8 protein-coding genes are annotated in these 12,787 nt (G+C 66.6%); 3 read left to right on the top strand and 5 right to left on the bottom strand.

What is annotated here, in order from left to right; translation table 11 throughout:
• Nucleotides 1-51: 51 nt before the first annotated feature.
• Nucleotides 52-1,119: a serine hydrolase gene (locus VN634_03750; GenBank protein HXC49972.1), complete on the bottom strand. Its 1,068-nt coding sequence runs from the start codon at nucleotides 1,117-1,119 to the stop codon at nucleotides 52-54.
• A gap of 221 nt (nucleotides 1,120-1,340) precedes the next feature.
• Between VN634_03750 and VN634_03755 the strand changes: the two genes are divergently transcribed.
• Nucleotides 1,341-4,391, top strand: coding sequence for a PEP/pyruvate-binding domain-containing protein (locus VN634_03755; GenBank protein ID HXC49973.1), 3,051 nt, complete (start codon nucleotides 1,341-1,343; stop codon nucleotides 4,389-4,391).
• 14 nt (nucleotides 4,392-4,405) lie between these two features.
• Nucleotides 4,406-6,064 carry a hypothetical protein gene (locus VN634_03760; protein ID HXC49974.1) on the top strand — a complete coding sequence of 553 codons (1,659 nt, stop codon included), beginning with the start codon at nucleotides 4,406-4,408 and terminating at the stop codon, nucleotides 6,062-6,064.
• Nucleotides 6,065-6,133: 69 nt separating this feature from the next.
• On the opposite strand, the gene VN634_03765 is transcribed toward VN634_03760, so the two are convergent.
• From VN634_03765 to VN634_03775, 3 genes are all read right to left on the bottom strand, one after another.
• The gene (locus VN634_03765; GenBank protein ID HXC49975.1) at nucleotides 6,134-7,846 is read right to left on the bottom strand and encodes a hypothetical protein; all 1,713 of its coding nucleotides are present in this window, start codon (nucleotides 7,844-7,846) and stop codon (nucleotides 6,134-6,136) included.
• 288 nt (nucleotides 7,847-8,134) lie between these two features.
• Nucleotides 8,135-9,214 (bottom strand): M15 family metallopeptidase, encoded by a 1,080-nt coding sequence (locus tag VN634_03770; protein ID HXC49976.1) that lies wholly within the window; start codon nucleotides 9,212-9,214, stop codon nucleotides 8,135-8,137.
• Entirely contained in the window at nucleotides 9,214-11,394 is a 2,181-nt protein-coding gene (locus tag VN634_03775) for a glycoside hydrolase family 3 C-terminal domain-containing protein (GenBank protein HXC49977.1), read from the bottom strand. The genes VN634_03770 and VN634_03775 overlap by 1 nt, the downstream gene beginning before the upstream one ends.
• Nucleotides 11,395-11,534: 140 nt before the next feature.
• On the opposite strand from VN634_03775, the gene VN634_03780 reads away from it, so the two are divergent.
• Entirely contained in the window at nucleotides 11,535-11,999 is a 465-nt protein-coding gene (locus VN634_03780) for a hypothetical protein (GenBank protein ID HXC49978.1), read from the top strand.
• On the opposite strand, the gene VN634_03785 is transcribed toward VN634_03780, so the two are convergent.
• Nucleotides 11,965-12,681, bottom strand: coding sequence for an alpha/beta fold hydrolase (locus VN634_03785; GenBank protein HXC49979.1), 717 nt, complete (start codon nucleotides 12,679-12,681; stop codon nucleotides 11,965-11,967). The two genes, VN634_03780 and VN634_03785, sit on opposite strands and share 35 nt — an antisense overlap.
• Between the last annotated feature and the right edge of the window lie 106 nt (nucleotides 12,682-12,787).

Here is a 12,787-nt window from a genome sequence, read left to right on the forward strand (position 1 = left end):
CGAGGAGCAAAGCGGGCAGAACGGAATGGACTACGGTGGAACGTTGAAGGATCAAGGCGGACCTCCTGCGGCTTTGCCGGCATCACCGAACAGATGATCGATCAGGCGTCGGGTCACAAGCGCGATGCCGTCGCCACGATACGGCGGGCTCGCGTCGGTAAAAAACGCCAGCACGAATTCGCGGCCGGAAGGGTCGCGCACGATCCCGGCATCGGCGTAGATCGGGCCCCATGTGCCGCTCTTCGAGTAAACTTCGACGCCGGCCGTCGACGACGCCCCTCCGGCAATCCGGTGCAGGAGGTGAGGCTGTTCACGAACATCGCGGCGCATGCGGCGGCGCACGGTCTCGGAGTCGGCCGGAGTGAGCGCGCGATCGGTGGCGAGAAGCGCGAGCAGGCGCGCGGTGCCGGAAGCGGTCATCGCCTGGCGGTTCGGAAACTCGCCGCCGCTTACCGCGAGACCTCCGGCCACGGTGCGATCGCGCAGGAACTGCTGGTCGCGGCCGAAAAGGTCGCCGCCGCCGTCGTATGTCGGACTGACCGCGTGCAGGTCGTCGATCCCGAGCTCCTGAAGCCATCCCTTCACGGCGAGTCGCCGGTCACGATATGTGCGGTATTCTTCGGCGCCGAGCTCGGGTCCCGGCTCGGTGCCTGTGATGCGCGAAAAGACTTTCTGCGTGGCCTTGTTGCTGCTTTCGCGGATCATCGCGGACAGCTCGGCGTCGAGCGCCGGATCGATACGGAGCCTGCCGCGTTCCTGCCACGCGTAGGCGGCCATCAGGTAGACGAACTTGACGACGCTTGCCGGGTAGACCTTCTGGTCGCCGCGCACCGCCGCCAGAACCGGAGACGACGGGTCGCGAAGGTCGATCACCGCGATCCTCGGTGCGGAGGCAAGAAGCTTCGCATCGCTGCGACCGATTTCTGCCAGGCTGCGGTCGAGGAACGACTGAAGCTCGGACGACGGCTTGATCGACGCGAGAAAGGCCCTGGCACGTCCAGCATCGACCGGGACGGAGGACGCGCCGGGATCCGCCGGCGGGGCGGACAAGGGCTCGGCCGCTGCTGCGACCGCGGTCGCAGCAAACAGACTCAGCACCGCTGCGGTGACGCGTCGCATGAAGGGTCGACTATAGCCAAGCCCGCGGATCTGCGAAATGAACGCCGGTCCTCGTACGGGGCTTCTTCGTGCGGCGATTCCGGGCTATCCAGCGAATGGGACGCGAATCGCACGCGATCGGTCACGCCACGACGAATGCGCAAGGTCGCGCAACGGACCCGCGAAGCAAGCGAAGCTGACCAACGTGAGCCGCGGGCAGCGGCCCACCGAAGGAGAACGAGATGGAGTGCAGGAAACGACGGCTTTCTTTGGCGATGGTGCTCGCTGTTGCGGCCGTCGTCCGTACGGCGGATCCGGCCGCAGCGATGCGCGCCCCGCAGTTGTCGCCGCAGGAGACGGCCGAGCTCAAGCGCGACTTCGCGACCAGTCTGTCGAAGCTCAAAGGGCCGTACACCGAGAACTTCTGCGTCTGTCGCGGCACCAACGCGAAGATCCCGGTGATGAACGCGCGCGGTGCGATCACGAGCCCGTGCGGAAACAATGAGCTGTTCTGCGCGGCCTTTCGCGCACCGTGGGCGGAGGCGCTCGCGAAAAACCGGGTGTGGATCGGGAACATCTTCTCCAGCGACCTGTGGCTCTGGCCGCAGATCCCGAACCATCACGACCTCGTGCGCGGTTACATCCTCGAGAAGTATTTCGTCGAGACCAATCCGAACAACAAGCTCGCGCAGTTGAAGGCGTACGGCGGCCTGTCGGGTTCGGAGTACGAGACCGGAGCATCGACTGCGTTTTTCGAGCGCTATCTTGCCGAGCCGGGCTTTGACGACAACCAGCATTTTCCGCTCGCGTACGAGCTGCAGCGACGCTACTTCGTTCGCGACGATCTCGGCCAGGTGCAGAAAGTCCGCAGCATGGCGGTGCGCATCCAGTCGGTGAAGCCCGACTTCAAGCCGCTGCGCGACGCGATCCACAACCAGCTTTCTCCCGGGATCATCCCGATCCTTGCCGCGTATCGTGACAAGCAGCCGCAGGGCAGCGTGCGCACCCAGGTCGAGGCTCTTCTGCTCGAGCTGTCGAGACTGACGGCTCTCGACGAAAGCGCGATGCGCTCGCAGCTCGACGAGATCGCCGATCCGGCCCTGCGCAGCCGCTTCACTGCGATGGTTCCTGCCACGAGCGCCGAGCCGATTGCCGCCATGCGCGCGCTCGGCCAGCTGATGCTCGAGGCGCGTCGCACCGTCGCGGCCGGCAAGGTCTCGCACGCCGACGCGAGGCGCCTGATCGACCTCGACATCACGGCGGCCGCCGTGCTGCAGCACCGCGGCCTCAAGCTGCTCGAAAGCGGCGCCAAGCTGGCGGTCAAGCAGGACCTCGAGCTGCTGTCGGCGCTGACCGACGCCGCCTACGGCGCCGGCCTGCTCGTGGAGCGCGAGCACGAGTCCGCCCAGAAGACACTTGCGGACCTGATGGCGAACGACCATCCGTCGCGCGAAGAATTCGCACAGGGCGTGCGCCAGACCGGGCGCATCGTCGAATGGGCGCAGGCCAACGCGACGCTGCCGTATGCCGAGGTCTGGGCGCAGTGGACGCTGCTGATGCCGCAGGTTGCGGGAATCGGCGACGACATCCTGCGCGGCTCGCCGCTGTTGCTGTTCGCGAAGGTCTACGGGCAGCTCGACGACTACGCTGCCGGCGCCGGCGCCAAGCGCCACGAGGTCTTCGGCAGCGAGATCACCGGGGATGTGCGCGTGCTCAATCCGGGTCTCGCCGTCGGCAAGCTGCGCGTCGCGCCGAAGGACGACGCCTATGCACGCAACGAAATCGTCGCGCTTGCCGAGACGCCGGCCGATCTCGAGCCGGCTGCCGGCATCCTGACTGCCGGCGAAGGCAACGTGCTTTCGCACGTGCAGCTGCTGGCGCGCTCGCTCGGGATTCCCAACACGGTGCTCGGTCCGGACGCCTTCGAACGCGCCAAGCCCCACGACGGTCATCTGGTGTTCTACGCGGCGACTCCCGGAGGACGCGCGATCCTCAAGGAAATGTCGGACATGACCACGGCCGAGAAGGGCGCGTGGGCCGAATACACCGGCAACGACAAGCGAACCGGCGAGGGGTTCGGGGCAGGCGCGCCGAAGCTGCACATCGACACCGACAAGATCGATCTTTCGAAAAAGCTGCCGATCGACCTCGCCGAGATCCGCCGCAGCGATTCGGGCAAGATCTGTGGGCCGAAGGGCGCCTTTCTCGGCGAGCTCAAGCACCTGTTCCCCGACAAGGTCGCGCGCGGCATCGTGGTTCCGTTCGGAGCGTACCGCGACCATTACGACCACGCGCTGGTGTCGATCCCTCCGTCGCAGCGGGCCGCGAACGTGGCGACGGCCGGCGAGCATCTGTCGGCGTACGTCGAGCGCACGTTCAAGGAATTCTTCGATACCATGATCCCGTCGGTCAAGGATCCGCACCAGCTCTCGCAGTGGATCGCGCCGCGTCTCGAAGTGATCCGCTATTCGATCGAGCAGTCGCCGCTGTCGCCCGAGCTTCGCGCGGCGATCAAGGACGGGCTCGACAAGAACGGCCTGCTTCGCGGCCCGGGAAACAACGACACCACCGGCTGCTTCGTGCGAAGCGACACCAACGTCGAGGATCTCGACAGCTTCAACGGCGCAGGGCTCAACCTGACGATCTTCAACATGGGCTCGCTCGACGACATCTACAGCGGGCTTCGCGAGGTGTGGGCGTCGCCGTTCGAGCTGCGTTCGTTCTCGTGGCGCCAGACGCTGATCGACCAGCCGCTGTGGGTGCTGCCGTCGGTCGTGATCCTCCAGTCGGTGCCGTCCGACAAGTCCGGTGTGCTCGTGACGTGCGACATCGAGAACGGCGACCGCACGAAGATGGTCATCGCGACGTCCGAAGGCGTCGGCGGCGCGGTCGACGGCACCTCGGCCGAAACCCTGCGCTGGTCGCCGACGAAGGTCGACGTGCTGACGCTCTACAAGTCCGCATGGAAGAATGCGCTGCTTCCGAACGGCGGCACCCGGATCGTTCCGTCGAGCGGCAAGGACGAGGTGCTCTCGCCAAAAGAAGTCGAAGAGATCGTCGCTGCCGGAAAAGCCATCGACCAGAAGCTCGAGCCGGCAAGGGATTCCCAGGGCCGCCCGCGTCCGTGGGACATCGAGTTCGGATTCTCGCAGGGAAAGCTCTGGCTGTTCCAGTCGCGCCCGTTCATCGGTAATGAAAGCGTCAAGAACGTTCCGGCCCTCGCGGTGCTCGACGGCGGGGCCGTGACGGCCTCGGCGAAAGACCGTCTTTCGCTGTCCGACGTTCCGAGATGACCTGGAGATCGACGATGACTGTCCGTACTTCCGGTGTTCCCCGCATGCTTCGTATCGTTCGCTGCGGCCTCCTGCTGGCGTCGTGCTGCGGCATGCTCTTTCTTCCTGTCGGCGCGCGCGCGGCCCTCGATGCCGGTGAGACGGCGTGGGACGGAAGCCAGCCGCCGCAGGGCGTGTATTTCCACTGGTACGAGCCGTCGTTCTACACCGGCTTCGCACCGCGCACGCAGGATCCTTCGCGGCTTCACATCGAGCTCGGGCGCGGCAACCAGGTGCGCGTGACGGTCGTCCTCGGCGACGCCGAGCTCGACAACTATCTCGGCGACCTCGACGCGCGGCACAAGACCTACCAGGAGCTGATCGACCGCAAGATCATGGTGCTGACGACCAACCGCGAGTACGAGCGCTTCGTCAAGGGCCTCGAGGATCAGGGTGTGGCAGCGGCCGCGCGCGGCGGAGACGCGAGTCGAAAGAAGGCGATCGACGTGATGAGCGCGCTCAACCCCGAGCGTGTGTTCCGCGTGCATCTTCCGGTCGCGACGCTCGCGGCAGCGTGGCATTCCGTGCTGACGTCGCTCGACGAGAGCTCGGACGTCGCAAAGCTCGACGCGGCCAACGCGGTGCTGCCCGGTCGCGTGAACCTGACGGCGCTGACTCCGGAGATCTCGGCGGCGCTTTCGCGAGCCTCTGCTGCAGCACGCTCCGGCGGAGCGGATTCGTCCGCATTCCGCTCCGAAGTCGAAGCGTTCATCACCGCTGCGACTGCCGGGCACTATCGCGCGACGGGCGGGGCCGTCGACGCCGTGGAGTTCACGACGATCTATCCGGCCGGAACGGTCGAAGGCACGACCAGCTACAAGGGCGAGAAGCTTCCGGACTTCGGTGTCACGGGAATCTGGCCGCTGATGCGCCGCGACCAGGGCAGGGGACAGACGGGCATGGTCGACTACCTGTCGACGAATCCGGGATACGGGTTCATTCCGCTGCTTGCCTACCAGCATGCCGGCGGCATCACGTACAACGCGTTCCACAACGCGGGCGTGCGCTGCCAGCTCGACTCGACACCGTTCCTTCCGCCGGCGTGGCGGAAGGCGACGAGCGAGCGCGACGGCAAGGCGATGCAGAACCTGTGGGTGGTCGGCCGCGGGCCGACGTCGCACGGCTGCACGCGGCTTCCCTCGGGACACATGAGCGAGCTGCGCCAGATCGTCCCGAGCGAGTCCGACACGCTGACCAGGGTTCCGACGTTCCGCGACCTTCCGCAGTGCTACGACGTGTTCGACATCGACGCCGACGGCAAACCGGAGGCGATGGGCGTGCAGTTCTACCTTGCGTACCGCAGCAACGAGCACACGCCGGTCAAGACGTGGATCTCGAACAAGCGCGAGCCGTTCTACAAGTGGCTCTACGGCAACAACATCGAGATCGGGCCGGTCGGAAAGTCGCAGCTGCGCAGCGTTCCGGTCTGCCGCTTTGCCGGGCGCAAGGCCCAGGAGGCGAAGCTGCTCAGCGATGTGCCGCTGCACGAAGCGTCGTACGTTCCCGAAGCGATCCAGTTCTACACGATCAAGCCGGTGTCGTTCGAAAGCGGCGCGGGCTTCAACTTCAACCGCGAGCTGCGCAAGGTCGGAGCCGGCCACACGACCGACCGCAAGATGCTGCTGCTGAACTGACTGGTATCGCCCGCGGAGGCGATTCGGGGACAGACACCGATTTACGGAAATCGGTGTCTGTCCCCGATTTTATTTGTGGCGGACCGACAGTGGCGCCGACTTCGTCACTCCGAGATAGCTTCCCAAGATCGTGACACTCGACGGCTTCTTGGTCGCCTTCGTAGTGACCGTGAATGAATTGGTGGTCGCTCCTGCTGCAACGACGACTGCCGGCGGTACCGTCGCGAGCGACGTGTTCGAGCTTGCGAGCGAAATCGATGCGCCGCCGGAGGGCGCCGCTGCGGTCAGCGTGACGGTTCCCGTGACCGAGCCGCCGCCGATCACGGACGTCGGTGACAGTGCAAGCGAAGAGAGTGCCGCGGCCGGCGGAGGCGGGACGGGATTGATCGTAAGCGTCACCGATTTGCTCACCGAGTTGTAGGTGGCGGAGATGCTTCCGGTCGTGCTGGTCGAAACTGCCGACGTGGCAATCGGGAACGACGCCGCCACGCTGCCGGCCGCGACGAGCACGCTGCCCGGTATTGCCAGGTTGGGGCTCGCGGTGAACAGCGCAACGCTCGCGCCGCCGGCCGGAGCCACCGCCGTCAGCGTGACCGTTCCGGTCGAAGAGTTTCCGCCGACCACCGGATTCGGGCTGGCGGCGATCGTGCTCAGCGCTGCCGGGCCGGTCGGCGGATTCCAGCCGCGCTCGATCACGTCGAAGTCGCTTGCCGACAGCAGCGAGAACGCAGGATTGAGGATGTCGCTGTTCCAGCGCGTGTCGAACGTGCCGGTCACGTACATGTCGGTGCCGTTGTCGGCGACGATCAGGCCGTACTTCTGCATGGCCCGGAAGATCCGGCGCAGGTTCGGATCGGCTGTGCGAAGCGCGGGATCGCTGCCGCCGACGCTGGTCTTCAGGCGCAGACGCGCGCCCATCGGCAGCGCGCCGCTGGTCGTGCCGGCGCGGTGCGAAGCCGGGTATACGTAGCCGTTGGTCGCGCGCACGGTGACGCGGAACGCGTGACGGATCTCGGCGCTGAGGTCGGGATGGAACGCTTCGTCGTAGCGCACGAGCCCCGGGAAGATCGCGAGCCCCGCCGCGTCGGCCGACGTCCAGCCATCGGGGCGACGGTCGCTCGTGTTCATGTCGAAGAATGCGCCGGAGCCCGCGTACCATTTCGACTGCGTGGCGTTGTAGTAGACGTTGTAGAGCTCGTAGAGATGGCGGTTGACGCAGTCGATCATCAGCAGGTGGCGGTCGCTCGAGCTGCGCTGGTCGACGTTGGCCGGCGAGCCGCCTTCGACCCAGTGCGCCTGCGTGATCGCCTGCGCCGGGATCGGATAGAACGGCACGCCCTGGCCGGTTGTCATGTCGACCCCGTCGCTCTCGTCCCAGTACTGGAACGTGACGGCCTGCGGCGCCTGCGTGTCGCTGACGATCGCGTACGGCATGCCGTAGATCGCCGTGCTTCCGGGCGAGACTTCTCCACCGAAGTCGGGATGGAGCTTCCTGGTCCCGCCGTTGTTGATGAACGCGATGAACGCCGCCGAGCTCGCATCGACCGGAGCCGCACTGATGTCGAGGTTCCACCAGTTGTCGGCCGGGAAGACCGGTTGCGGCGGCGGCGCGCCCTGGACCGGCAGCGAGACCGGGCACTGCGCGAACGCAGTCGCGGCCGCGGTCACGACCAGCGTCGCGGCCATGGCCAGACGGCGCAGCGCGGCCGGCAGCGTGATTACAACAGGGCGAACCCCGGCGTCGCGAGCGCAGCGCGCGCGCCGGGAAACAGAAATAGCCATCGTGGTGTCCCTCCCAGGCACCGCGAATAAACAAGAAACATGCCGGAGCTGCGTTTTGCGACGAGCGCTGACTTGCGTCCGGCTCGCAGGCCTCGCGCGAGCACCGAACAGCGCTGGGAATGCTGTTTGCGCATCGTCGCGTGCGACGGCGCGCCGGCTGATGACGCGCTCGCGCATCGCCGATGGCTGTCCGTTCGATCGTGCATGGTCGCACGGGTGCGGCCAACCGTCGCAGCAGTGCGATGTTCTGTGCGTGAGGGAAGTGCGCGTAAAGCGCGTGAAACTGAATCAGCGCTCCCGCAAGTCCTTCGAATCGAGCGGCACGTCGAGAACCGGCCAATCCTTCCAGCCCGCATAGTCGAAGTGCCACCACTCGTTTTCGTAGACTGTAAAACCTTCGGCCTCCATCAGTGTGCGAAGAAGGTCACGGGCCTTTCTCTCGGCAGCAGTGCCGCCTGCGTATGCGGGATGTGCGCGCTCGCTGAAGTCGTCGTAAGCGCTCGGCATGGGCACTTCACGGCCACTCGCGAGGTCGAACAGCGTAAGGTCGACGGCGCAGCCGCGATTGTGCCGCGAACCCGCGAGCGGATCGGCAAGATACGCGCGGTGCATCGGATAGCGGTCCCAGAACATCCGCGTAACCGACCACGGACGATACGCATCGAGGACGAGCAGTCCGTACCCGGCGTCATGCGCGCGCCGGTCGGCGCGGCGCAGCGCTTCGGCTGCCGGCTTCTGCATCATCGCACGGGCGACGGCGTAAACGGGCTTTCCGGTGAAGTTGTTCGCCGTCGCGTAGCGGATGTCGAAATGAAGATCGGGATCGACCGACGCGAGCTCGACGAGCTCGGACGTACGGCTTCCGCCGAGACCGGCGGGCATGGCAGGAGGATCGGTTTTCACGACGGCAGGTTTTCCTTGAGCGCCCATGAATACGACGAGGATGCGAACCGGCTCGGGGCCGAGATTGACCGCGTTGTGTGCGACGTTCATCGATTCCATCAGGCTGTCGCCTGCCTTGAGCACGCGCCGGCCGGTGGTCGCATATTCGACCTCGAGCGTTCCCGAAAGGATGTGGCCGAACGTCGGCACGCCGTGACGATGCCAGCCGGTCGACTGTCCCGGCTCGAGCACGATCGTCTGGGCGACCACCTGCGGCAGCGGGCTCGACGGATACCGGATCGCTTCGTCGGTGATGGTGCGGCCGGTGTCGAGAAGGGGCGAGATACCGGGCTCGCCGAGCGAGCGCGTATCGGCGAGCGCAGCGGTTCGGGGCGCTTCCTCCGAACCAGGTTGTCCGTGCTGCAGCGTGCACGACGATGCGGCCGCGACCGCAGCGGCCAGCAGCGCGGCGAGCCGCGAGCGCATCACTCCGGCACCTCGAGCTCGATCGCGTGCGCATCGCCGGCATGCTGCGCAACGACGATTCGTCCAGGGTCACCGGCCGGCGCGCGCACGGTGCTTCGCGCACCGGCGTCGAGCCGTACCTTGCGAAACGCAAACAGTCTGCGACGCGACAGGCCGTCGATGCGAAAGAAGAACACGACGGTCGAGCCGCTGGTGCTGCCGGTGTTCGCGACCTGCACGACGATCTCGGGCGGCGCGTGCGATTGGCGGCCCCCGGATTCGACGGCCGCGGATTCGATCGAAAAACGCGAATAGGAGAGTCCGAAACCGAACGGGAAGCGCGCGGCATGTCCGTCGCGATCGAGAAGCCACTGGCCGTGCCAGCCGTCATAACGGATCTCGCTCGCATCCGGATCGAAGTGCGGAAGATGGGATTCGTCGGTCGGGACCGCGAACGGCAGCCGGCCGCACGGGTTGACGGCACCGGTCAGCACATCGGCGATCGCATGTCCGCCTTCCATGCCCGGGTACCAGACCTGAAGTGCCGCGGCGACGTTCTCGATCCACGGCTCGACGAGGACGGCGCTGCCGCCCATCACGAGCACGATCGTGCGCGGCTGTAGCGCGGCGATACGGAGGATCAGCTCTTCGTCTTCGCTTCGAAGACGCAGCGAGTCGCGGTCGCCGCCGGGAGCCATCGCGAGCTTCTGCTGGCCCGCTTCGCCAAGCTTGGTCCACGCGCTTTCGTCGGGCGGAGGCGGCATCAGCGCGGCGAGCTCGGAAGAGAATCCGCCGGTGAACTCGCCTTCGTCGTCGCAGGTGAAACCGACGACCACTATGGCGAGGTCCGCGACGTCGGCTCCCGCCGCATCGCCGGTCCATTCGACGTGCGGGAGCGCTGCGCGCAGCCCGGCGAGCGGCGTGACCACCGAAGGCGGATGCACGTTGCTCGATCCGCCGTCGCCGAGGTTCGCGACGTCGGCGAGGCGGCCGAAGACAGCGATGCGCCGGAGCGATGCGGCACGCAGCGGAAGCACCGGCTCGGCGTCGACGCTCTCGTTGCGCAGCAGCACGATGGCCTCAGCGGCAACCCGGCGCGCGAGCGCGCGATGCGCGTCGCCGGCGAGAAGCGCCGGATCCGGCGCCGCGTCCGGCGTCGCGGCGTCGAAGCGCAGCACGGTGCGCACGATCCGGATGGCGGCCGCGTCGACGTCCTCGATGCGAAGCCGCCCGTCGGCGAGCGCCGCGGGAAGCGCGCGCACACGCTGCTGGCGAAACGGCATCTCGATGTCGAGGCCTGCGCCAACGCTGCCGATCGGGTCGCGAAGACCGTAGATGAAGTCGCTGACGACGAAGCCCGCAAACTTCCAGCGCTCGCGCAGCGTGGCGGCGATCAGCGCCGGGCTGTCGCCGCACCACTGGCCGTTCAGCGCGTTGTACGCGGTCATCACGGAGGCCACGCCTTCGCCGACGATGCGCCGGAAGTGCGCGAGGTACACGTCGTCGAGCACGTCGGCGTCGGCAATCACGTTCACCTTGAAGCGCGCGTTCTCGATCGAGTTGCACGCAAAGTGTTTCACGCAAGCCATCGCGTGACGCTGCACTCCGCGCACCAGCGCGGCGCCCATTTCGCCGAGATGGCAGGGATCTTCGCCGTAAGTCTCCTGCGCGCGGCCCCAGCGCGGATGCCGCAGCAGGTTGACGCAGACTCCGCCGTAGAACGTGGCGCCGTGGATGCGCGCTTCGATTCCGATGGCCTCTCCGACTCGCTCCTCGAGCTCGACGTCGAACGTGGCGCCGCGCGCCATCGTGACCGGGAAACACGTCGAACGGCCGACGACGATCCCGCGCGGACCGTCCGTGAAGACCAGGCCGGGGAATCCGAGGCGCGCTACTTCGGCCGCCGGGAACGGATGCAGGTAGTAGCCGCCGCCGGCCATGTCGATGATGCCCGGCCAGAAATCGGTGTCGCCGTCGAGGCAGCCGAGCTTTTCGCCGGTGGTCATCTGCCCGACGAGCCGGCGCGCCTCGATGTCGGGATCGGCGCCGCCACGCACGCGCGCTTTGGCTTCGGCATAGGCGTTCGCCGGTTCGCCAGCGGCCGACGCACGCTCCGCGTCGGCGTCTGGCGATTCAGTGCGGGCGGATGCCGAATCAGCGGCGGCGGATGCCGAATCGGAAGATGATTTGTCGATCGTCACGGGCTGTGTTCCGCTGGCGTCTGCGCGATCCTCGTGTGCGCCGCCGGCGAGGTGCCGGCGATAGCGCCAACGACGGTTCGGTACAAAGGGGCACGACGATGACCGATTCCTCGCCCGCGGACATGCCTTACGCTTCTCGCATGCCTCCGAACGATGCCTTCCGCGACGGCAGCGGCCGCCTTCCGGATCCGTCGCTGGTCACCTACACGCATGCGATCTACGCGCTTCATGCGCTGTCGGTGCTGATCGGAATTTCGGGGCCCGCCACCATCATCGGCAGTTTCGTGTTCGGGCTTCCGTCGATCCTTGCGGTCGTCATGAACTATGCGCGCCAGCCGGAAGTGGAGGGCACGTGGCTGCAGTACCATTTCCGCTGGCAGATCCGCACGTTCTGGTACGCGCTGCTGTGGATGATCATTGCCGGGACGATCTCGCTTCCGCTCATCCTCCTGTTCGGGCTCGGGTTCGTCACGTTCTTTCTGGCTGCGGTGGTCGTCGGTGCGTGGGTGATCTATCGCGTGCTGCGCGGATGGCTCGCGCTGAGGAGCGGCCGCATCCCGGGCGGTACCGCTACGAACCTGCGAGTCGAAGGATCGTTTTCGTAAGCAGATCCGGCTGCGAGAAGTAGGCCGAATGTCCGGCCGCCAGCGATTCCACGCGCTCGACCTCCGTTTCGCCGAGAAGCCGGTCCTGCAGTGCGGGGGAAACCGCACGATCGTCGGTAAGCCGGATATACGCCCTCGGTACGCGGCCGTACCGGTCGTCGGTCAGACGCAGGCGTGAAAGCGCAGGCCGCACGGGCTCGCGCACGAGCAGGCTCGACGCAAGCGCGACATCGTCGTCCGTGCAGTCGGCGTAGAGTGCCTCGCGATACGCGCTCGGTTTCAGCCAGTCCCACATCGCGAGCCGGCTCACGACGACGTTGGCCGGCATCATCGAGTCGTGATCGGGGACGTAGTCCAGCACGCGCTTTCCCGACGCGAGCAGGAACGACGCAAGATAGATCGTGCGCTCGATCCGCTCGGGCGCGCGTTCGGCGAGCGCCGACGCGACGATTCCGTAACGGCTGTGCACGACGACGGTAGTCTTTGCGCCGGCCGGAAGCGCGCGCTCGCACGCGCGCACCATCGCGCCGAGGCCGACCAGCGGCGCTGGCGCCGGTGCGCGTCCGCGTCCGGGCAGGTCGATGGCAATCGCGCGATGGCCTTCGGACTCGAGTCGGGGAACGATCTTGTGCCAGCACCATGCGCCGTGCCAGCTTCCGTGAAGAAGCAGAAATGTTGCCATCGGGATCCTCCGTTCGTTTCTGCGAAGGATGCCGCACGTTGCTGCGGAGCGCTCTCCGTTTCCTGCCGCGGAATTGACCTTTGCCGCTGGTGTTTTTTGTCGGAAG

The sequence above is a fragment of the Candidatus Limnocylindrales bacterium genome (assembly GCA_035571835.1).
Lineage (GTDB): Bacteria > Desulfobacterota > Binatia > UBA1149 > CAITLU01 > DATNBU01.

Excerpts from the sequence above, each read along its gene's own strand:
- VN634_03750 (HXC49972.1), bottom strand. The coding sequence starts at position 1,119 with ATGCGACGCGTCACCGCAGCGGTGCTGAGTCTGTTTGCTGCGACCGCG.
- VN634_03755 (HXC49973.1), top strand. The coding sequence starts at position 1,341 with ATGGAGTGCAGGAAACGACGGCTTTCTTTGGCGATGGTGCTCGCTGTT.
- VN634_03760 (HXC49974.1), top strand. The coding sequence starts at position 4,406 with ATGACTGTCCGTACTTCCGGTGTTCCCCGCATGCTTCGTATCGTTCGC.
- VN634_03765 (HXC49975.1), bottom strand. The coding sequence starts at position 7,846 with ATGGCTATTTCTGTTTCCCGGCGCGCGCGCTGCGCTCGCGACGCCGGG.
- VN634_03770 (HXC49976.1), bottom strand. The coding sequence starts at position 9,214 with ATGCGCTCGCGGCTCGCCGCGCTGCTGGCCGCTGCGGTCGCGGCCGCA.
- VN634_03780 (HXC49978.1), top strand. The coding sequence starts at position 11,535 with ATGCCTCCGAACGATGCCTTCCGCGACGGCAGCGGCCGCCTTCCGGAT.
- VN634_03785 (HXC49979.1), bottom strand. The coding sequence starts at position 12,681 with ATGGCAACATTTCTGCTTCTTCACGGAAGCTGGCACGGCGCATGGTGC.